Genomic DNA, 20,754 nt, shown 5'->3' with positions numbered 1-20,754 from the left:
AAATCCCTAATTTGCGCCTGCATCAATTATCCAAAGAAAAACACTTTTCATGCAGCTGAATTTCAAAAAAGACCTGCTCCCCCATCTAGTGGGAATAGCCATTTTCTATGCTATTGTAGTAGTTTATTTCGCTCCTGTGGTACTTCAAGATCAAGTTATCATGCAAGGGGACATTCTCAAATGGGAAGGTTCTGCCACAGAAGCATTGGATTATCGCGAGGCAACTGGAGAAGAAGCACTCTGGACAAATAGTGTTTTCGGCGGAATGCCAGCTTACTTTGTCAGCTTAGAATTTGCCGGAGATATCACCACATCGTTACTCTCTATCATTACCTTAGGTCTTCCCCATCCGGTAAATAGCCTGTTTCTCGGTATGGTCGCCATGTACGCGCTGATGCTGACTTTTGGAGTCAGACCAGTCTTTGCGATTATTGCAAGTGTTGCTTTCTCGATGAGTTCTTATAACCTTTTAAGTTTGGCAGCAGGTCACAATGCCAAAATCTGGGCGATCAATCTTATTCCGATGATTTTGCTTGGGATTCATTTGGGATTCAACAAGAAACGATTGCTCGGAGCCGGTGTATTAGCTCTTGGTCTTCTGCTTCAATTGAAGTTTAACCACATTCAAATCACCTATTACACGCTGATTATTTCTCTGATCTATGTCATTGTGAGAGTCGTCTTTGATTGGAAAAAAGAAGGTTTTGCACAGATGGGTAAAACCATCGCTTTTTTGTTTTTAGGAGCGGCAATGGCTGTAGGAGGAAACATAGGAAGAATAACTACTGCCTTGGAATATGCGCCTTATTCCACAAGAGGTCAAGCCACATTGGAGTCCGCATCTGCTGGCTTGGATAAGGAATATGCATTTTCCTGGTCAAACGGCAAGTTGGAAACCCTCACCCTATTAGTACCAAATTTCTATGGCGGCGGAAGCAGTACACCGCTAGGAAAAAACACAGCGTCTGAAAAAGCTTTGCGCAGCAATGGACTTGATCCAGCACAAATCAGCGGATTCTTGCAGGGAGCTCCGACTTATTGGGGAGATCAGCCGTTTACCGGCGGGCCAATTTACGGAGGTGTAATCTTGGTTTTTCTCGCTTTCATCGGGATTTGGGCTGCGCCAAAAGAGAGTCTTTACACCTTTGGAATTATCATAATTCTCTCCCTTATGCTTTCCTGGGGGAAAAACCTGAGTTGGTTCAACTACCTACTTTTCGACATCCTGCCAGGGTATAATAAATTCAGAGCTGTCTCTATGGCTTTGGGGATGACGCTTTTTGCTATCCCAGCTTTGGCCGCTATTTCATTGGAAAGAATCTATCGAAGCAAAGATTTCAGACCCCTTTATATCGCTGGAGGCACGATCGGCGGACTATTGCTTTTGCTTGCTATCGGCGCTGGTGTCTTCAGATTTGAAGGAGCGGCTGATGCGAACTTGCCTGATTGGTTGATCAATGCGATCAGAGAAGACCGTAAATCCATGTTTTCTGCAAGTGCCTGGAGAAGTTTGGCACTTGTGGCCGCATCTTTTTCTTTGATATACTTTGCCATGAAGGGCAAAATATCTGATATCGTCTTAGGACTTGGGATATTTGCGCTGGTCACTATTGACCTTTGGGCAGTAAATAAACATTACTTGAATGACAGTTCATTTCAAGCAAACCCTACCAGAGCCTATTTCGCGGAAACTCCCGCAGATCAGGAAATAGCCAAAGACCAGGATTATTTCAGAGTACTCGACCTCACAGAAGGGCTGACCTCCACCGGGAAATCACCTTATAGATTTCATAGTCTTGGCGGATATCATGGTGCCAAAATGCGCAGATACCAGGATTTACTGGATAATAGATTGAACTTTGAATTAAATGATTTTGTCAAAAAAGCTCAGGAAGGTGAGTTTGATTTTGAAGGTATTCAGACAATGAATATGATGAATACGAAGTATGTCATAGCTGGAACTGCCGCAAACGCAGTTTTTGAAAATCCGGAAGCCAACGGTCCTGCTTGGGTGCCTTCGCAAATCATCTCAGTACAGACCAATCAGCAGGAGATGGATGAGCTGGGAAGAATAGACACGAAAGCTCAGGCAACGGTGAATACTTCAGAATTTGGCGAGATAGAAGCCGGAAGTGGTCAAATCAAACATATTTCTTATTCTCCCAATGAATTGAAATATCAGGCAGAAATGAATGAAGAAGGGCTGGTTGTCTTTTCAGAAATCTACTATCCTGTGGGATGGACCGCGACAATTGATGGTAAGGAAACTGATATTTTGCGAACCGATTACTTGCTTCGTGGATTGATAGTTCCAGCAGGAACTCATGAGATTATTTTCAAGTTTGAACCAAAGAGCTACACCGCCACCAAAACGCCCATGATCATATTTCAATACCTAATCGTATTGTCATTGATTGCAGGAGTGTTTTTCACGATCAAGGAAAGAAGGTAAGGATTTCAAGTGGGTTGCAGATTAAGCCCAACGCCTAGAGAAGCAGGATAACACTAAATTGCGAACTCTGTATAAAACTCTGTGACCACAGTGGTTACTAGACTTACAGAAAAAAGTGCGAAATCAAATGCACACTAAATCAGTAAAGCGGATCAAGATCCGCATGAAGCAGAAATTATTAAAAGAAGAATATGAAAATAGCAGAAAACACAGTCGTCGGACTCACATACGAACTCAAAGTAAGCAAGGAGGCTGATGAAATAGAATCAGCACCTTTCAGTGTAGAAATCCGTGATACGGAAGATCCATTTTACTTTCTTTTTGGGGGAAGTGATTTGCCTAAAAAGTTCGAGGAGTTGCTTTTGGGAAAAGAGCCAGGTGAAGACTTTTCTTTTGTTATAACTGTAGCAGATGCATACGGCGAGATCGATGAGGATTTGATTGTCAATTTGCCAAAGTCACAGTTCTCAGATGAAAATGGCTTCAATCCAGAAATGCTACAAGAAGGTAACTTTCTTCCTCTGATGGATGAGGATGGGTACCCTATGCAAGCTAAAATCCTGAAGGATTTGGGTGAAGAAATTCTCTTGGATTTCAACCATCCATTGGTGGGATTTGATTTGCATTTCGATGGAAATATCGAAGAAGTACGTGAAGCCACGCAAGATGAGCTTGCGCATGGGCATGTTCATGGCGCTCATGGTGCACATGACGAAGAGTAGTGATTAGTAAGTTGTAACTATTGTTAATTGTAACTATTGCAAAAGGTAAGAGGTGAAAAGTTTGACTTCTTACCTCTTTGTTTTTTATGGGCATAACCTCAGATATTAAAACTATTTTTGATTTTTGAAAGAGAATCCCCCTTCTGCCTTTTAAAAAAAGGTAATTACCGAATATGAACTTCAATCATCGATTCTCAGAAAATACTTGCAGACACACAGTATTCTAAAACACTCAAAATTGAGAAAGAATCTGATCTTCATTTTTGTCATTCTTGCAGCTTGTACTCAAGAACCTGCGCAGCAAGTAGTGGACTCTACAGCACGAAAAGAGCGGGAATATATACGGGCGATTGAAGGTGAGGATGAGGAATTAGATATTGGAATTATCACAAGGGGTGAGGTTTTGATCTCCTATTCTGATTGTGCAGAATGTCATAGAAATGATAAAAGAGCTAAAGGCCCAGCTTTTCAAGACATAGCAAAAAGATACCCGATCAAGCAAGTTTATATAGATCTTCTCGCCCGCAAGGTGATTTCTGGAGGTAAAGGATCTTGGGGAAGTCCGATCATGTCACCGCATCCTGATGTGAAGGAAGAAGACGCCAAGGCGATGGTGAGTTATATACTTTCTCTAGAAGAGTGATAATCAGACTTGATCATTCTCAACTTCATTTTTGACTTTCTCCTGAGCTATATCCACCAAGTCCTCTTCTAGTACCCAACCTTTTGCAAGTGCATACTGAGATGCTTCCAAGGTATTTTTCACTAATAGCATTTCTACTCCCAGCCCATTTAATTGCTTACTTATTTTCTCCACTGAAGCATGCCGAGAAGAATGAACATCACGGATAAAAATCATCAATATCCTACCGGGAAACTCGCGTACCACTTGCAGATAAATCGTCGGATCTTCCTGACCGCTATCTCCGATCAGCATAAAGGGAATCTGAGAGTAGGTTGAGAGAATATGTCGAATTTGCTCCAGTTTATGCTCCGAATGGCTTCCGGAAATCAGCTCAGTACGAGATAAGCCTATATCCCTCAGCATCAATGGCCCCTTGGGAATATGATGAATCTGAAGGAGCTCATGGAGAAAATCATATAAATTCCAGGGACTGCTGGAAACGTAAAAAAGTGGATTACTTTCCACGCCATCACTCCCATTCTGCAAGGCTCTGTAAAAAGCAGAAACGCCCGGGAATGGCACGCGGGTATGGGCATTTTTGGCAAAAGTGGTTTTCAGCATTTCCGTCATCCGCATAGCTCCTGTAGGAATAATCGTGTCATCAATGTCGGAAATAATGCCATAATCTATATTGCCAACAGGTAAAAACACATCCCCGCAAGCTTTGATTTCGCCCTGATTTCTAATCACCTGATCCATCAATGTCAGTTCAATCTGCTGCCAGCGTGAAGGAAATTCTATGGACTTTTTAGGATGAATTTTAAACTCAAAATAGCCTTCCTCGTCAGTCCTTGCAAAGTATTCTTGCCCTTGAAATTCGGCTTTCAACTCCACTCCAGGGATCACCACACTCATAAACCGCCTTCTCATTTTATTGATATTTCGCCAGACGCTGTCTTCAGGATTTGAGGGACCAACTCTATTGTCACGAATCACTCTACCGACTAATAAAATTTCCTTCTCATTCCCGAAGCCTTCGTAGGGTACGATCTTCAAAGACTTTACCCATCCCAATTTAATCCAGGTCCATAACACCGCCTGGTTAAGCGCTAATTTAGTTTCGTAGAGAATGGTAAGTGGTATGTTTCTTTTTGGGGGCATGGGTGAAAGTTACTAGCTAATCAAAGATTCATCAATTTTGAATTATCCCAATTCAGATAAACTCGGTCACCCACAGTATATTTCCTCTGAGAGTCATCTACTTCCCAAGTGATTCCACTTTCTTTGAGCTTCACTTGAAGGGAATTGAAATGCACCAAAAAGCGTGAATCTGTGACATGTGCCAATAGCCCACCTTTGGTTCGCAACTGCACATCCGCAGGTCTGACGTAGCTGTTTTTCGTATCTGGCAGTTTGTTGATTGGGCTAAAAAGCTGCGCTACGTACTTAGTCTTAGGTTTCTCACAGAGTTGGCGTGAGGTGCCTTTTTGGACGACCTTGCCCTTTTGCAAAATGATCAGATTATCCGTCAATCTGAGTGCATCATCCAAATCATGAGTTACAAAAATCACCGTCGTTCCGAATTCCCGAAAGATCTCTTTCAACTCAGAAATCAAATGGTGCGTCTGAATCGAGTCCAGAGAAGAAAACGGCTCATCCAATAATAAGACATCAGGTTCTACAGCCATTGCTTTGCCTATGGCTACTTTTTGCTTTTGGCCTCCGGAAAGCTGCCGAGGGAAGCGATCACGAAAATCACTCAGACCAAGAAGCTGAAGGAGATGCTCTACCCGACTTTTTGCATAGCTTTTCTCATAATGCAGCAATTGCCTAGAGATATTTTCTTCGACAGTAGAATTGGGATACAGATGCAAATGCTGGTGAATCAACCTGATCTCATCGTATCCAGACACAATCTTCTGATTGGGATTCAAAATCGGCATACTTTCTAAGAAAACTTCCCCAGCATCCTGTACTTCCAATCCTGCCATTATTTTCAGCAAAGTGCTTTTCCCTGATCCACTTTCTCCTACGATGGCAAGGAATTCTCCTTTCTTCAATTCCAAAGAAAATGGATGAAGCGCTGGTTGATGATCGTAAGATTTAGAAACATTGGAAATGGAAAAATAACTCATGGGCGGATTTCTGCTTGCAGTTTTTTGGTCAAGCTGCCAAAGATAAGCTCGTAAGAATGATCCGCCAATTCCAAGATCACTCGATCTGGCACATTCCCGGTCGTGCTTACAGAATTCCACTGCTGCTTATTCATGTGAAAACCTGGTGTAATTCCATCGTACTGTTCACGTAATTCCACCGCTCGCTCTGGATCGCACTTCAGATTGATGTACTGAAAATCACTAATGGAGCAGATAGAAAATATCTTCTTACCTACCCGAAAGCACAAGGTATCCTGATCAAAAGGTGTGTCTTCTGTCACTCCGGGCTTGGCGAGGCAATAATCGCGGTAATATTCTAAGGTCATGGCAAATCAGTGTTGAGAAAGGAATTTAGGAAAAAGAGCTTGGAGAAAAAATAGTAATGAATTCCCGGAAATATTGCTGGCAGAATAATTTTTAGGAATAATCAGGCAGGAAGAAGGGAGACCGAAGCACCCTCCCTTTAGTGCTTTAGCAAAACACTAAACTACTTTTGCCTTTTAATAAATTAATAGATGATATATGTACTAACATCAAGAAATGAGCTCTCTACAAAGGATTAGCAAAACAACCAATTCCTTTCTCTGCAAAGGTGAAAAAGCCGTGACCCCTGCGGAACCTTGCTGGTCTCTGTGGTTAAAATACTCACACAATTCAGTAATTTCCTCAAAACGAAACTACATGAAGATAAATTTACTTGCCTTCGCCTTGCTCCTTTTACTTGCCAGCTGTCATTCTTTGAGCAACTCAAACATCAGCAAAAAGGATGTGAAGAAGGACATTGAACTAGTCACGACAGAAGGCACTATTGTCCTTCGCTTATATGACGACACGCCCTTAAGTCGCAATAATTTCCTCAGCTTGGTCAAAGAAGGGATGTACGACAGCATTCTTTTCCATCGAGTAATAGAAAAATTTATGATCCAGGCAGGTGAAGCAGTTGACGAGCAAGCTCTCAAAAAAAAGAAGGATTTGCTAAAGTTCGAAGAAGTCGTTCCTGCTGAGATTACCAGCACACATTTTCATAAAAGAGGCGTACTTGGGGCTGCACGGGAAGGTGATGATGTGAACCCTGAGCGAAAGGGTAGCTTTATCCAGTTCTACATCGTGCAAGGGCGAACCTACACAGATAGCACGCTGGAAATAGCTGAAAAGCGCATGAATAAAATGCTTGCTTACAATCATGTAATAAACGATCCTGCTAACAAACAGACCTTTGCTAAGTATCAGGAAATAGTAAAAATTCGTGATTCAAATAACGAGGAAGCCATTAAGCAGCTAAAAAATCAGTTAGATTCCTTAGCCGAAATTGAGCACGAAAGGATGATCCCATATTCCTATCCTGAAGCACATAAGGAAGCCTATAAAACTATAGGCGGAGCTGCTCATTTGGATCAGAATTACACCGTATTTGGCGAGGTGATTTCAGGAATGGACATCGTGGACAAAATAGCTAAATCTGAGACAAACGATCGTGATAGACCATTGGATGACATCCTGATTTTAAGCTCTACGTTGATCAAAAGACAAGAGTAAATCTCCCTCTTCATACATTTTCAAAACCTATAAAATCACCAAATCCGTACTAAAAGCGACTTTGAGTTACCTTCGAAAGCAATGATTCTCTCCCTGTTAGCATGACGATTGCATGAAAATTAGCCTTAACCCTAATTTTCATATAAACCAAAACAACCATGGGAATAGTAAAAGTATTAGAGGTAATCGCCTCATCGGAAAATAGCATTGAAGACGCAATCCAAAATGCCGTGGATGAAGTTTCTAAAACTGTCCACAACATCGATTCAGTCTATGTGAAGGATATCAAAGCGCATGTGAAGGAAGGAAAAGTCACTTCCTACGGCTGCGTCTGTAAAGTTTCTTTCCGTGTGGAGCAAACGAAAAACGTATAAGTAAACAAAAGAGTGTGGTGCCAGCTGCACTCTTATTTTTTTGAATTTCCCCTTCTACATTCTATTACAAACCCTTGCCTTGACCTTCGGTTAAGCTGTGATAACTTTTAAATTCAGATGATTCCGGATCTCCTTCTGGAAATAGCAAACAACAAATAACTTTGAGTGACAATTGGTACCATAGCCAAAAGATAAATTAGCCATCTTTGCACCATGGAAAAATACATCAAAGCGATTTCAGACGGCTACTATGGCTATTGGAATTACTTTATTGGAGAAATCCTGCATCCAAGTTGGCACAATTACTTCTACTGGCTAGTGGGTGCATCTTTATTGATTTATGGATTGGAGATCCTTTTTCCATGGAGAAAAAACCAACCTTTACTTCGCGAACATTTCTGGCTGGACATCTTCTATATTTTCTGGAATTACTTCCTTTTTTCGTTAATCGTTTACAATGCACTGTCTATGGTGGCAGTGGAAGCATTCAATGACTTTCTTGGAATCTTTGGTATTACAAATACCATAGCGATCAAAGTAGATCAGCTTCCAGGGTGGCTGCAATTGGTAATCATCTTTGTACTCCGTGATTTTATGCAGTGGTCGATCCATCGCATGTATCATCGAGTGGGCTGGATGTGGGAATTCCACAAAGTGCATCACAGCACACGTGAGATGGGTTTTGGAGCTTTGCTGCGCTTCCACTGGATGGAAAATATTCTTTACCGAACACTTGAATATATTCCTCTGGCAATGATTGGTTTTGGGATTACAGACTTTTTCATCGTGCATATCTTTACTCTAGTCATAGGGCAATTAGGTCACGCAAACCTCAAAATCCCTCTCGGCCCATTCAAGTATATCATAAATGGACCTCAGATGCATCTCTGGCATCATGCAAGAGAATTGCCCAAAAGCCATCCATATGGCTTTAATTACGGGATTTCATTGAGTCTTTGGGACTTTCTATTCCGAACAAATTACTGGCCGTCAGATGATGAAAATCTTCCTGTTGGACTTCCTGATGAGGAAAATTATCCTAAAGATTTTATGGGGCAAACGATCGAACCCTTTAAGAGGATTTTCAGAAAAAAATCGAAAAAACAGTCCTAGTCTCTCTCATAAGGACAGTATTTAGATTTGAAATATGATGATCCCCCATGATGCCAGGAGCCTTATTTGCTTTGCTTTTCTGGATCGAAGACCGATGACGGGTGACCGATGTGGCGTCTTCGATAGAGGCCACCAAGCACTAGCATGCTTTTGTCATTTCACTTGCAGAAAAGATCAAAATAGAATTTGGTAAACTCGGACAAGAAGGTCTGTCTGTCTCCGTCACCCTTCTTTCTGCCATTTTGATCGAAAAAGTCGTGGCACTGGCAACAATCCGTAAAATGATATTAGAAAACTGCCAGAAATGTTCTAACAATTGCTTAAATGAAAAATGGTAAAACTGTAGTTCTTATCATTCAAGCAGAAGATTTTGATACCTTCGCAAATTCTAGTCAATTCAGAAGCTCAGCGCCTATTCATGGATAACATCCTTGCCTTCACTTTATCAGTTTTTACGGGATTTTTTGCGATCATGAACCCGATCGCAAACGTGCCGATCTTCGCTTCACTTACAGATGATCTAGATAAAGCAACCAAAAGAAGCATCAGCAAAAGGGCAACCTTTACGGCTTTTATAATTGTCGTCGTCTTTGTAGTCCTTGGGAAATTCATTTTTGAAATCTTCGGAATCACTATTCCTGCCTTCAAAATAACCGGTGGAATCTTGATTTTCTATGTGGGCTTTGAAATGCTCCAATCCAAAAAATCCAGTGTCAAGCACATCAAAGAACCTGAAACTCAAGAGAACATTGCGATCTCACCTTTGGCTATTCCTATCCTTGCTGGGCCAGGCACGATTGTAACAGCCATGAACTTTGCCTCGCAGGGCAATTACATGAACATCCTAATTGTCATCGGAGTCTTTGCAGTAATGTGCATACTGACCCACATTGCGTTTGAATTGGGAGATCAAATCGTGAAACGATTGGGAAAAAATATCATAGTCGTGATCGGAAAGATCATGGGTTTGATCATTGCCATCATCGGTACCAACATGATAATCTCTGGGATAAGGGCAGCTTTTTTTGAATAAAATAATCTAGAGTCTTTACTTCAGTCCTACTTCTTTCTCAGGATATAAAACAAATCCAGTCCTTTCGCAGGATCATTGACTATCGGATAATCTTCATGCGTGATTTCCACTATGCTTTTTCCCTGCTGTTGATGAAGTTTGTTGCGATTCCTGCGATTGAGAATCTCGTACGGCATTTTCAGAATTGATGCGGGCAACTTGTGCTGCAAATCAAAAATATCGAAGCGCATGATTTTCTGCACAGACTTGCGGTTGGCATCATGATAAGCCCAAACTTTGTCATTTCCCCCTACTCCTTTTGCCTCCACCGAGTCAAAAATAGAGGAACACAAATCGATCAACTGCTGAGGAGTGTATTCTCGCTCATGCCAAGGATTTCTAGAAAGCGTATGATTAATATTTGGAGTGGAAATGACGGCTTTCCCCCCTGGCTTCAATACGCGATAGATTTCCTCCAGAAATAATCGGTCATTTGGAATGTGCTCTATCACTTGAAAACTCACAATTGTATCGAAAGAGTTATCAGCGATTCCTTTGAATGGCGGGATTACAGCTTGCTGAAACTCCACTTTAGGGAATCTTACTTTCAGCTCGTGGATGACTTCCTGGATTTTATCCAAACCAAGATAGCTATCTGCCAAAGGCAAAAGAGTATCCACTCCACGGCCTTCCCCGCAGCCCACTTCCAGCAATTTGCCAGAAATCCAAGGCTGAGCAGCAATGTATGCTTTCAATAAGCGTTGATGAATAGGATTGTCACTGACTAACTTGTCAGAGGCGATTTCCGTTGTATAGGTAGCCATACAAAAATTTACTATTTTGGCAAAAGTAAGGTTAATTTTGAAAACCCGAGATCAACACCCGATGAACTGTAACACAAGCCGACTCCTGATTTTTTTGATCCTCTTCGTAGGCACTACTTTACCAACCCTAGCTCAGAAATCCTTAAGTAGTCTAAATCAGACACTTCGCTATTCGAGATACTCCAGACTCTCACTGAAGATCATCCCGATCAAAGTAAATAAGACGACTTACAAACTTCAGTTTCAAGTAGAAAAAATCGAAGAAAATCCGGAATTCAATTCATTTAGCTTTACTTACTCCATGTTGGACAGCTACGATGAGGAGATTCTTTCGGACAATACTTTCATTTTGACCTCTGATGATCTGAAGTATGATACTGAAAGACACTGGGTATTTGAGAAGTCATTTGAAATACCCGAGAGTACCGAAATTTCCATTGCACTTTTTACGGCAATTGACACAAGGCAAGACGATGAATATTTTTATTCTACAGACATCAAAAGCAGCTTCGTATTCGATCAACCAAACTTCGGTGCCTATTATGCCAATAATGTAGGCTTCGATCAGAACTACTTGAACGTAGGTGAGTCACTACTATTCAAATCCAATGGGGGCCCAAATCTTCATAGCTTTTACTACCCGATAAATCTTGAAGTTCCTTATCCTCCGATGGAGACCAAGCCTGCATCTGTTCCCAGAGAATTGCAGGTGATAGATCAAGGAAATTTCCTAGAACTTATCCCCAAATCCTTCGATGAAATCGGATACTATTTCATACAAAGTGACACCTCAGCCCGTGCAGGATTTGTACTCAAGACAGCACATGAAGCATTTCCGAAGGTGAAAGATTGGGATGAAATGGTGGATATGGTTACTTATATTTCTACTCGCAAAGAGCATGAAGATCTGATGGCAGCTGAGGACAAAAAGAAGGCTTTGGACACTTACTGGATAGGCTTGACTAGAAATGCTGACACCGCCAAAGAGCTAATACGGGAATATTTCAGACAGGTAGAATTCGCCAATATTCTATTCACAGATTTCAAAGAAGGCTGGAAAACAGACAAGGGAATGATCTACATCGTGATGGGACCACCCCAAGAAGTCAACTTTTATTTGGATAGGGAAGTGTGGAGTTATGGAGGAACTAATGAGAGTTCGAGAATTCGCTTTAACTTTGCGCGGGTTAAAAACATACTTAGCCCACACTATTACACCTTGAATCGCTCGCGTGCTTATCAGCCGGTTTGGTTCAAAAACATATCCATATGGAGAAGCGGAAAGATGGCTTTTTAATTGAAAAAGGCGAACACGAAAAAGATTTTATTTTTGGGACAAGAGCGGTCATGGAATCAATCCATGCCGGTAAAGACATTGACAAAGTGTTGGTTCAGAAGGAAATCAACAATGACCTGATCAAGGAATTGCTCAAGCTTTGTAAAGCTGAAAAAATCCCAGTAGTCCGAGTTCCTGACGCTAAACTGAACAGGATCACGCGAAAGAATCATCAGGGTGTAGTCGCTCAGATGTCTTCCATAGAATACGCTTCTTTGGATCACGTGATCGAGAGCTGCTTTAATGTGGGAAAAGCACCATTGATACTGATTCTCGATAGAATCACTGACGTTAGAAACTTCGGTGCTATCGCCAGAACTGCAGAATGTGCAGGTGTAGATGCAATAGTAATCCCCGAAAAAGGAAGCGCACAGATCAATTCTGACGCTATCAAAACTTCTGTGGGAGCATTGAATTTCCTTCCTGTAGTGCGCGTGAGAAACCTCTTTTATACCTGTAGAGATCTTCAGAAATCTGGCTTGGTATTAATCGCAATCACGGAAAAAACTGAAAAGACGATGTATGATGTTGACTTCACCGTGCCGGTGGCTATGGTGATGGGATCAGAGGAAGATGGGATTTCTACCGAACTAATGGGAATCGTGGACGAAAAAGTCAACATCCCTATGGCAGGCAAAATTGAAAGTTTGAATGTATCCGTATCAGCTGGTGTGGCTATTTATGAAGCAATCAGGCAGCGGAAATAATTCGGAAAAATATCAATTATGCCTGTAACCAAAATATCTTTGCTTTACTGGTCGGAAGACCGAAAACAGGTGACCGAAGTGGCCTAAATTCAAGAATGGAGCATATTTTACGATGCTTTTATCACCTTACTGGCAAAAAACGGATACACATAGTATCAATATCTAAAGGGGATGACTTATATAAAGTCTTCCCCTTTCTTTTTTGCATTAGAGACAAACTCACGGAACTTCTTCTCAGCGTCGAGTTTGCAAATTAGTAGGACATTGTCCGTTTCGTTCACTAGGTAGTTCTTAAGACCCTGCACGACCACCAATTTATCCCCTTTTACTTTTATATAGCTGTTTTCAGTTTCATATAGAATAGCATTTGCCTCCACCACATTGTTATTCTCATCCTTTTCTCTCAAATCATAAAGACTATTCCAAGAGCCTAAATCCGACCAGCCAAAATCACCAAGAATCACATAGACCTGACTTGATTTTTCCATTACTCCGTAATCAATCGATATGTTCTTCACTTGAGTATATGCTCTTGAGACAAATTCTGCCTCTTTGTCTGTTCCGTAGATAGACACCCCTTCTTCAAATACCTCCGCCAAATCCGGCATGTGCTTTTCAAAAGCTAGGATAAGGCTTTTCGCCTTCCAGACAAACATGCCTGAATTCCAGACAAAATCTCCACTTTCCAAAAATGTCTTTGCGAGTTTTGAATTTGGCTTTTCTATAAATGCCTTTACCCGGAATACATGCGTATGTGCTTTTTCTATGTATTGAATATAGCCATAGCCTGTTTCCGGTCTATTTGGCTTTATCCCAAGCGTGATTAATTTACTATCCTCCGCCGCAGCCTCGACAGCCTTTTTAAGCGTACGGGTAAATTTCTTTTCTTGCAAAATCAGGTGATCAGCCGGTGTGACAATTACCGTTGCCTCCGGATCTAAGGAATGAATTCTGTAGGTAGCATAAGCAATGCAGGTAGCTGTATTTTTCCTCAAAGGTTCTGTGAGGATCTGATGGTTCTTCAGCTCTGGCAGCTGCTCTTTGACAAGCGCAAGGTATTTTCTATACGTGATGACTACAAACTGATCAGGTTCTGCCATTTCTGTAAACCGATCGTAAGTCATTTGCAACAAGGTTCGACCCGTCCCCAGTATATCCAAAAATTGCTTTGGCCGCCTTCTACGGCTATAGGGCCAAAATCTGGCTCCAATACCGCCGGCCATAATGAGAATGTAGGGTTTATTGTGCATGCTAAAAATTAAACGATTCCTTCTTTCATCAATTCATGAATATGAACAAAACCTGCGATTTTTTCTCCATTCATCGCCACAAGTTGAGTGATATTATGATCTTTCATCATATTCAGTGCACGAATGGCGTATTCCTGAGTTGAAATGGACTTGGGATTTACGGTCATGATATCTGAAGCCCTAAGCGATTGAATATCAAGCGATTTTTGCAGCATTCTTCGCAAATCCCCATCTGTGATAATTCCTTTCAAATTCCCGTCCACATCAATTACCGATGTAGCTCCTAATCTTTTCCCTGATATTTCAAGAATTACCTCAGCCAAACCGGCATTTTCGGAAACAATTGGTATTTCATTTCCTCCCAACACATCGCCTACTCTAAGATACAACTGCTTGCCTAAAGAACCTCCAGGATGATACTTGGCAAAATCGGCTGAGGTAAATCCTCTAGCATCAAGTAAGCAAACAGCCAAAGCATCTCCCAATGCCAAATGTGCTGTAGTACTTGTAGTAGGAGCCAAATTATTTGGGCAGGCTTCCTCGCCAATGGTGGCATTCAGAACGTAATCCGAATGCTCTGCAAGAAAACTCTTCGTATTGCTTACTAAGGCCACGAGCTTAGATCCTAATTTTTTGAGCAAAGGAACAAGAACTTTAACCTCTGGGGTATTGCCGCTTTTGGAAATACAGATGACTATATCATCTTCCAGGATCATACCCAAGTCTCCGTGAATAGCATCTGCTGCATGCATAAATAGTGCTGGGGTGCCCGTTGAATTAAGTGTAGCAACAATCTTATGGGCGATGATCGCACTTTTCCCAACTCCGGTAATCACCACTCTACCTTTGGAAGCCAAAATGTACTCAACACAAGCTTCAAAATCACCATCCAAAAAATCGACAAGATTTAACACTGCCTGCGCCTCGTTTTGCAGTACTCTCGTGGCTGTTTTTCTAATATTTTTAGCTAAATTCAATTTTACCTGGGTTTATAACTAATTTTGAACCTGGGTATAAATGTAATAAATCATTCCTGTTTACAGGCTTTAGTCACCCTTTAAGCCCCTTAACAAGTGGAAGAAAAAGTAAAAGCAGATCTTAAAGAAATCTTTGGATTCAGTCAATTCCGGGGAAACCAGGAATTGATCGTCGATAACTTGCTCAACAAACGAAATACGTTCGTCATAATGCCTACGGGCGCTGGTAAATCTCTATGCTATCAATTACCAGCTGTGATCCAAGAAGGCACTGCTATAGTGATCTCCCCATTGATAGCTTTGATGAAAAATCAGGTCGATCAGTTACAGGCACTGGGAATCAATGCCCACTTCCTGAACTCTACTCTGAATAAATCTGAGGCCAACCGTGTAAAAAGTGAAGTGCTAAGCAAGAAAACCAAACTTCTCTATGTGGCACCAGAATCTTTGACCAAGGAAGAAAACGTTGCATTCCTCAAATCCGCTGAGCTTAGCTTTGTAGCCATTGATGAAGCCCACTGTATATCAGAGTGGGGCCATGATTTCCGTCCGGAATACAGAAGAATCAAATCAATTATTGCTCAAATCGCACCTAATTTGCCGATTATTGCACTGACTGCCACTGCTACGCCAAAGGTGCAGCAAGACATACAGCGCAATCTTCAGATGGAAGAAGCTGATTTGTTCAAGTCTTCCTTCAACAGAACAAACCTTTTCTATGAGATTCGTCCCAAGGTAAAGAATGACTCTAAGAAGGATTTGATCAAATTCATCAAGGGACACAAAGGAAAATCAGGAATCATCTATTGTCTCAGCCGCAAAAAAGTAGAGGAAATCGCACAGCTGCTTGTAGTAAATCAAGTCAATGCAGCTCCATATCATGCAGGACTGGATTCTTCCGTGAGAATCAAGACTCAGGATGATTTCCTCAATGAAGAATTGGATGTGATCGTAGCTACTATCGCATTTGGGATGGGGATTGATAAGCCGGATGTACGCTATGTGATCCATTACGATGTTCCAAAATCGCTGGAAGGATACTATCAGGAAACTGGCCGTGCTGGTCGCGATGGCTTGGAGGGACACTGCCTCATGTTCTATAGATATGAAGACATCGTAAAACTTGACAAATTCAACAAAGACAAACCAGTCACAGAGCGGGAAAATGCCAAGATCCTCTTACAGGAAATGGCAGCCTACTCAGAGACGGGCGTGTGTCGCAGGAAATTTATCCTGAACTACTTCGGTGAAACGATGAATGATGATTGTGGCTTTTGCGACAACTGTAAGCGCGATCGCAAGACCTTCGAAGGTATGGACAAGGTAAGTACGGTGCTGGAAGCAGCACAACAAACCAACGAGCGATTTGGTCTTGAACATCTGGTGAATGTGATCATAGGCGAATCGACTGATTACGTTCTGAGCTATTCACATGATAAATTACCCGTTTTTGCGAAAGGAAAAGAGGATACCGAGAAAACTTGGATAGGCGTGATCCGCCAAGTGATGATCCTGAACATGCTCGAAAAGGACATCGAAAGTTATGGTGTACTTAAGCTCACTCCAAAAGGAAAAGATTTTCTAGAAGCTCCTTTTGAAATTGAACTCCATTATGACCACGATTTCGCAGCTGAAGTGCAAAATGGTCAGGCGGAAATAGATATCAGTTCCAGGATCGCTTATGATGAGAAGCTATTTGAACTCTTAAAATCAGAGCGTAAAAAAGTGGCCCGCGCAAAAGGGCTTCCACCTTATATCATCTTTCAGGATCCTTCTTTGGAAGAAATGGCAACCATATATCCTACCACCCGAGATGAGCTAGCGCAAATCATTGGCGTAGGTATGGGAAAAGTCGTTAAATTCGGGTCTTCATTCTTGAAATTAATTACGAACTACGTAGAAGAGAATGAGATAGAGACCGCTTCAGATGTGGTAGTCAAGTCATCTGGCACTAGGTCGAAAGTGAAGATTTCAATAATCCAGCAGATCGACCGCAAGGTAGGCTTGGATGAGGTAGCAGAAAACCTCAACATGAGTATGAGTGATTTACTCCATGAAATAGAGCAGATTATTTATAGCGGAACTAAACTAAATATAGATTACTACATAGAAAGCATCATGGATGAAGATCGGGAGGATATGCTCCACGACTACTTCATGAATGCTACCAGTGATCAGATCAAAGCAGCCCTGGACGAATTAGAGGATGAAGACTTTGCAGAAGATGAATTGCGCGTCTATCGAATCAAATTTATCTCTGAGCATGCTAATTAACTTGAATTGAGTCAATGAATATACTCTTATTAGGAAGCGGAGGCAGAGAACATGCTTTCGCCTGGAAGATTGTACAAAGCGCCGATTGTACCCAGCTATATGTAGCTCCGGGCAATGCCGGCACAGAAACCATAGCCATCAATGTGGACATCAGCATCACTGATTTTGACGCAATCCGAGATTTCATCACATCAAAAAACATAGGCTTAGTAGTAGTAGGCCCTGAAGAGCCTTTAGTAAAGGGAATTGTAGACTACCTTCAAAACCAGCCTGACACTGCGACAATTCCCGTAGTTGGCCCATCTCAACTTGGAGCTACGCTAGAAGGAAGTAAGGATTTTTCCAAGCGCTTTATGCAGCGGAATAATATCCCAACTGCGGCTTACGAAACCTTTACCGCAGCTCAACTGGATGCTGGATTGGCTTATTTGGATACACAAAACCTCCCTATCGTATTAAAAGCAGATGGACTTGCCGCTGGCAAAGGCGTGCTTATCTGCTTGACACTGGAGGAGGCAAAAGCTTCATTGAAGGAAATGCTTTTGGACAGAAAATTCGGCGAGGCATCATCCAAGGTTGTGATTGAAGAATTTCTTACCGGTATAGAACTTTCTGTGTTTGTAGCTACCGATGGGAAAAACTATAAGATTTTGCCGGAGGCAAAAGATTATAAACGCATAGGCGAAGGAGATACCGGACTCAATACTGGTGGAATGGGAGCTGTGAGCCCTGTTATTTTCGCAGACGAAGCCTTTATGGCAAAAGTAGAAGAGCTAGTCGTGAAGCCAACAGTAGAAGGTCTTGCAAAGGAAAACATACCTTACAAGGGCTTTTTATTCATAGGCCTGATGAACAAAGATGGCGAGCCACACGTGATCGAATATAATGTGCGTATGGGCGACCCGGAAACAGAAGCGGTACTTCCTCGAATAGAAAGTGATTTCTTGGAACTGCTTTATGGCATTGGCACCGGAACGCTAGACTCTTACCAGCTGAAAATCTCACCGGATTATGCCGCTACAATAGTAATGGTCAGCGGTGGTTATCCTGGTTCTTATGATAAAGGAAAAGTAATTTCACTACCAGAAAATGTAATCGGTGCGGAGATTTTCCATGCCGGAACGGGAAGAAATGAAAACGGTGAATTAGTCAATCAAGGTGGTCGGGTGATAGCCGTCACCGGCAAAGGAGAGTCATTGCAAGAAGCACTTAGCAATGCATTTACAGCGGTAAAAGGCATCAACTGGGATCAGGCCTATTATCGTAAGGATATCGGAATGGATATCCTTAACTTAATGTAATTAAACCCAAAACTAACCAGGGCTTTGCCCCTGCCTATATATTATGTCTGGATGTAGCACATGCTCAACCTCCTCAGGAGGTACCGGAGGCTGCCAAAGTAACGGCTCTTGCGGCACGAGTGATTGTAATAAAATGAATGTCTTCGATTGGCTGTCTCACATGGGAATTCCCGAGGTGGACCACTTTGACATAGTGGAAATCAAATTCAAAGGAGGAAGAAAAGAATACTATAGAAATGTAGATTTTCTTGCCTTAAATACGGGTGATCCTGTCGTGGTGGACGTCCCAAGTGGACATCACATCGGCTATGTGTCACTTCAGGGTGAACTCGTTCGCCTTCAAATGCAAAAAAGAAAAATCAGGGATGACGATGAAATCCTAAGAATATACCGTGTCGCAAATCAAAAAGACATGGAAAAATGGGGTGAAGCTCAAAACCGTGAAATCCCTACCCTCTACAGGTGTCGGCAGATTGTGGAAGAATTTGGGCTGAAAATGAAAATGTCCGATATAGAATATCAGGCAGACAACTCCAAAGCTACCTTCTATTACTCAGCAGATGACCGAGTAGATTTCCGTGAATTGATCAAAGCGCTCGCGGGAGAATTCAGAATCCGAGTAGAAATGCACCAAATCAGTCTTCGACAGGAAGCTGGAAGACTTGGCGGAATTGGAGTTTGTGGGAGAGAGCTTTGCTGTTCGACCTGGTTGGTTGACTTCAAAAATGTAAGTACCTCTGCGGCGAGGTATCAGAATCTTTCCCTCAATCCCGGGAAACTGAGTGGTCAATGTGGTAGGCTGAAATGCTGCCTAAATTATGAACTGGACACCTACATGGATGCGATCAAAGACATTCCTTCCGTTGAACGTCCACTACTGACAGAATCCGGCCCAGCCAAATTACAGAAGACGGATATATTCCGTAAGCTGATGTGGTTTAGCTACAATAACGACAACGACTGGCACAGCATCACCTGTGAGCGCGTGAAAGAAATCCAGGCGATCAATGAAAAAGGCACCAAAGTCTTTACACTTAAGTACAACGAAGCTTCAGAAATTGAAGATTTAGCAGCTAAGTCAACGAGAGAATTGGAGCTATTGGATAAGAAGTTTGCTAATTCAAGCCCAAAGCGTAAGAAAAAACCACGTCCTCAAAACAAAAATATCGAGGGAAACAGACCCCAGCAAGCATCTAATAACCCTGCTCCAAAACAAAATCCACCGGAGGCGCAGCAAAATGCTCCTCAAAATCAAAGACCCGCAGGTGAGCAGCCGAAAAAGCGCAGAAATAACAAAAACAGAAATAAGCCTAGAAATCCAGAAGGAAATGCTGGACAAGCGCCCGCTCCACAGCAGCCTAACCCACAGAATACGGGGCCAAAAAGGCAAAATGTGCAAAAACCAAAAGGCAACACGGGCAACACAGGCAACTCCGAGAATGCAAATTCAGAAGATCCAAAACCTAAAGGGGAAGGAAAGAAGAAATTTCCACCAAGAAAAAACCAAGGGCCTAATCCTAATAAACCTGGGAATGAATAAGGTAAAACTCTGCCTTTTTGTATTGTTGATTCTCGTAGTTGGAGCCTGTACTGAAGGGCGCATCTACGAGAAATTTCACCCTTTGCCAAATCAAAATTGGGGCGTTACTGATAGTCTTATTTTTGATCTTCAGAATGTGGAGCTTGTAGATTCACCTGACTTGGTAGCTGTGAAGTTCAATGAGGAATACGCCTTTTCCAACTGCTATCTGAGAGTAATTAGCAAAGATTCCTCAGGTACAGTTTTGGACAATAAGCTGGTGAACATCACGCTATTTGACCCGAAATCAGGCGAACCTCTTGGCGAGGGATTTGGGAACTCTTATACACGCTATGACACGCTTCCTTTCTTATTTGATAAGCAGACCAAAAGCATCACGCTCTTGCAGTACATGCGGCAAGATCAATTGCCGGGTATAGAAGCAGTGGGAATCAAGATTCTGAAGTAAAATTATGATTGCCCTCATTCTTGGCATTAGCAAAAGTAAATTTAGAATATAGCGTTGAAGAGGTGGAGCCGAAGTGTTTCGGGGGGGATTATTTATTTCTGAGGTAC

19 protein-coding genes are annotated in these 20,754 nt (G+C 42.0%); 13 read left to right on the top strand and 6 right to left on the bottom strand.

Translation table 11 applies throughout. The features are described 5' to 3' along the window. Positions 1-49 precede the first annotated feature (49 nt). The 3 genes from BVH04_RS12865 to BVH04_RS12855 all read left to right on the top strand — a co-directional run bounded on the left by BVH04_RS12865 (position 50) and on the right by BVH04_RS12855 (position 3,817). Positions 50-2,452 (top strand): glycosyltransferase family protein, encoded by a 2,403-nt coding sequence (locus tag BVH04_RS12865; protein ID WP_086541877.1) that lies wholly within the window; start codon positions 50-52, stop codon positions 2,450-2,452. Positions 2,453-2,643: 191 nt separating this feature from the next. Further along, positions 2,644-3,174, top strand: a complete 531-nt coding sequence (locus BVH04_RS12860) for an FKBP-type peptidyl-prolyl cis-trans isomerase (protein WP_086541876.1) — start codon at positions 2,644-2,646, stop codon at positions 3,172-3,174. Between the two features lie 238 nt (positions 3,175-3,412). Then, entirely contained in the window at positions 3,413-3,817 is a 405-nt protein-coding gene (locus BVH04_RS12855) for a c-type cytochrome (protein WP_240510915.1), read from the top strand. 3 nt (positions 3,818-3,820) lie between these two features. Here BVH04_RS12855 and BVH04_RS12850 read toward each other — a convergent pair whose 3' ends face one another. Genes BVH04_RS12850 through BVH04_RS12840 form a run of 3 tightly spaced genes read right to left on the bottom strand, consistent with a single transcriptional unit; the run spans position 3,821 to position 6,281 of the window. After that, positions 3,821-4,960, bottom strand: coding sequence for an App1 family protein (locus tag BVH04_RS12850; RefSeq protein WP_086541875.1), 1,140 nt, complete (start codon positions 4,958-4,960; stop codon positions 3,821-3,823). A 20-nt stretch (positions 4,961-4,980) separates the two neighbouring features. Then, entirely contained in the window at positions 4,981-5,934 is a 954-nt protein-coding gene (locus tag BVH04_RS12845; RefSeq protein ID WP_086541874.1) for an ABC transporter ATP-binding protein, read from the bottom strand. Then, a complete protein-coding gene (locus BVH04_RS12840) occupies positions 5,931-6,281 on the bottom strand; it encodes an MmcQ/YjbR family DNA-binding protein (RefSeq protein ID WP_086541873.1) in 351 nt (116 codons plus the stop codon). Before BVH04_RS12840 ends, BVH04_RS12845 begins: the two co-directional genes overlap by 4 nt. Before the next feature lie 355 nt (positions 6,282-6,636). On the opposite strand from BVH04_RS12840, the gene BVH04_RS12835 reads away from it, so the two are divergent. The 4 genes from BVH04_RS12835 (at position 6,637) to BVH04_RS12820 (ending at position 10,011) form a co-directional block, all read left to right on the top strand. Next, positions 6,637-7,491, top strand: coding sequence for a peptidylprolyl isomerase (locus BVH04_RS12835; protein WP_169714429.1), 855 nt, complete (start codon positions 6,637-6,639; stop codon positions 7,489-7,491). A 158-nt stretch (positions 7,492-7,649) separates the two neighbouring features. Then, a complete protein-coding gene (locus BVH04_RS12830; RefSeq protein WP_086541871.1) occupies positions 7,650-7,865 on the top strand; it encodes a dodecin family protein in 216 nt (71 codons plus the stop codon). A 213-nt stretch (positions 7,866-8,078) separates the two neighbouring features. Continuing rightward, positions 8,079-8,978, top strand: a complete 900-nt coding sequence (locus BVH04_RS12825) for a sterol desaturase family protein (RefSeq protein WP_086541870.1) — start codon at positions 8,079-8,081, stop codon at positions 8,976-8,978. 418 nt (positions 8,979-9,396) lie between these two features. Beyond that, entirely contained in the window at positions 9,397-10,011 is a 615-nt protein-coding gene (locus BVH04_RS12820) for a MarC family protein (RefSeq protein ID WP_086541869.1), read from the top strand. A 26-nt stretch (positions 10,012-10,037) separates the two neighbouring features. On the opposite strand, the gene BVH04_RS12815 is transcribed toward BVH04_RS12820, so the two are convergent. Further along, entirely contained in the window at positions 10,038-10,814 is a 777-nt protein-coding gene (locus BVH04_RS12815; RefSeq protein WP_086541868.1) for a class I SAM-dependent methyltransferase, read from the bottom strand. A 94-nt stretch (positions 10,815-10,908) separates the two neighbouring features. Between BVH04_RS12815 and BVH04_RS12810 the strand changes: the two genes are divergently transcribed. Both BVH04_RS12810 and rlmB read left to right on the top strand, forming a co-directional pair. Continuing rightward, a complete protein-coding gene (locus tag BVH04_RS12810) occupies positions 10,909-12,111 on the top strand; it encodes a GWxTD domain-containing protein (protein WP_240510914.1) in 1,203 nt (400 codons plus the stop codon). Continuing rightward, the gene (gene rlmB / locus BVH04_RS12805; protein ID WP_086541866.1) at positions 12,084-12,857 is read left to right on the top strand and encodes a 23S rRNA (guanosine(2251)-2'-O)-methyltransferase RlmB; all 774 of its coding nucleotides are present in this window, start codon (positions 12,084-12,086) and stop codon (positions 12,855-12,857) included. The genes BVH04_RS12810 and rlmB overlap by 28 nt, the downstream gene beginning before the upstream one ends. 176 nt (positions 12,858-13,033) lie before the next feature. On the opposite strand, the gene BVH04_RS12800 is transcribed toward rlmB, so the two are convergent. Then, the gene (locus BVH04_RS12800) at positions 13,034-14,107 is read right to left on the bottom strand and encodes a mannose-1-phosphate guanylyltransferase (protein ID WP_086541865.1); all 1,074 of its coding nucleotides are present in this window, start codon (positions 14,105-14,107) and stop codon (positions 13,034-13,036) included. A gap of 8 nt (positions 14,108-14,115) precedes the next feature. Further along, a complete protein-coding gene (locus BVH04_RS12795) occupies positions 14,116-15,084 on the bottom strand; it encodes a KpsF/GutQ family sugar-phosphate isomerase (protein ID WP_086541864.1) in 969 nt (322 codons plus the stop codon). Positions 15,085-15,180: 96 nt separating this feature from the next. Here BVH04_RS12795 and recQ point away from each other — a divergent pair, with 96 nt between their 5' ends. The 4 genes from recQ to BVH04_RS12775 all read left to right on the top strand — a co-directional run bounded on the left by recQ (position 15,181) and on the right by BVH04_RS12775 (position 20,647). Then, positions 15,181-17,358, top strand: a complete 2,178-nt coding sequence (gene recQ, locus BVH04_RS12790; RefSeq protein WP_086541863.1) for a DNA helicase RecQ — start codon at positions 15,181-15,183, stop codon at positions 17,356-17,358. A gap of 14 nt (positions 17,359-17,372) precedes the next feature. After that, positions 17,373-18,659 (top strand): phosphoribosylamine--glycine ligase, encoded by a 1,287-nt coding sequence (purD, locus tag BVH04_RS12785; protein ID WP_086541862.1) that lies wholly within the window; start codon positions 17,373-17,375, stop codon positions 18,657-18,659. A gap of 133 nt (positions 18,660-18,792) precedes the next feature. Next, complete coding sequence (locus tag BVH04_RS12780) at positions 18,793-20,199, top strand: PSP1 domain-containing protein (protein ID WP_086541861.1); 1,407 nt, start codon at positions 18,793-18,795, stop codon at positions 20,197-20,199. After that, positions 20,192-20,647 carry a gliding motility lipoprotein GldH gene (locus BVH04_RS12775; protein WP_169714428.1) on the top strand — a complete coding sequence of 152 codons (456 nt, stop codon included), beginning with the start codon at positions 20,192-20,194 and terminating at the stop codon, positions 20,645-20,647. The genes BVH04_RS12780 and BVH04_RS12775 overlap by 8 nt, the downstream gene beginning before the upstream one ends. The last annotated feature ends 107 nt before the right edge of the window (positions 20,648-20,754 follow it).

Origin of the sequence: Algoriphagus antarcticus, assembly GCF_002150685.1 — a bacterium.
In the GTDB taxonomy this organism is placed as follows: Bacteria; Bacteroidota; Bacteroidia; order Cytophagales; family Cyclobacteriaceae; genus Algoriphagus; species Algoriphagus antarcticus.
This window is presented reverse-complemented; position numbering and strand designations above follow the sequence as displayed.

Excerpts from the sequence above, each read along its gene's own strand:
- BVH04_RS12865 (WP_086541877.1), top strand. The coding sequence starts at position 50 with ATGCAGCTGAATTTCAAAAAAGACCTGCTCCCCCATCTAGTGGGAATA.
- BVH04_RS12860 (WP_086541876.1), top strand. The coding sequence starts at position 2,644 with ATGAAAATAGCAGAAAACACAGTCGTCGGACTCACATACGAACTCAAA.
- BVH04_RS12850 (WP_086541875.1), bottom strand. The coding sequence starts at position 4,960 with ATGCCCCCAAAAAGAAACATACCACTTACCATTCTCTACGAAACTAAA.
- BVH04_RS12845 (WP_086541874.1), bottom strand. The coding sequence starts at position 5,934 with ATGAGTTATTTTTCCATTTCCAATGTTTCTAAATCTTACGATCATCAA.
- BVH04_RS12840 (WP_086541873.1), bottom strand. The coding sequence starts at position 6,281 with ATGACCTTAGAATATTACCGCGATTATTGCCTCGCCAAGCCCGGAGTG.
- BVH04_RS12835 (WP_169714429.1), top strand. The coding sequence starts at position 6,637 with ATGAAGATAAATTTACTTGCCTTCGCCTTGCTCCTTTTACTTGCCAGC.
- BVH04_RS12830 (WP_086541871.1), top strand. The coding sequence starts at position 7,650 with ATGGGAATAGTAAAAGTATTAGAGGTAATCGCCTCATCGGAAAATAGC.
- BVH04_RS12825 (WP_086541870.1), top strand. The coding sequence starts at position 8,079 with ATGGAAAAATACATCAAAGCGATTTCAGACGGCTACTATGGCTATTGG.
- BVH04_RS12820 (WP_086541869.1), top strand. The coding sequence starts at position 9,397 with ATGGATAACATCCTTGCCTTCACTTTATCAGTTTTTACGGGATTTTTT.
- BVH04_RS12815 (WP_086541868.1), bottom strand. The coding sequence starts at position 10,814 with ATGGCTACCTATACAACGGAAATCGCCTCTGACAAGTTAGTCAGTGAC.
- rlmB (WP_086541866.1), top strand. The coding sequence starts at position 12,084 with ATGGAGAAGCGGAAAGATGGCTTTTTAATTGAAAAAGGCGAACACGAA.
- BVH04_RS12800 (WP_086541865.1), bottom strand. The coding sequence starts at position 14,107 with ATGCACAATAAACCCTACATTCTCATTATGGCCGGCGGTATTGGAGCC.
- purD (WP_086541862.1), top strand. The coding sequence starts at position 17,373 with ATGAATATACTCTTATTAGGAAGCGGAGGCAGAGAACATGCTTTCGCC.
- BVH04_RS12780 (WP_086541861.1), top strand. The coding sequence starts at position 18,793 with ATGAATGTCTTCGATTGGCTGTCTCACATGGGAATTCCCGAGGTGGAC.
- BVH04_RS12775 (WP_169714428.1), top strand. The coding sequence starts at position 20,192 with ATGAATAAGGTAAAACTCTGCCTTTTTGTATTGTTGATTCTCGTAGTT.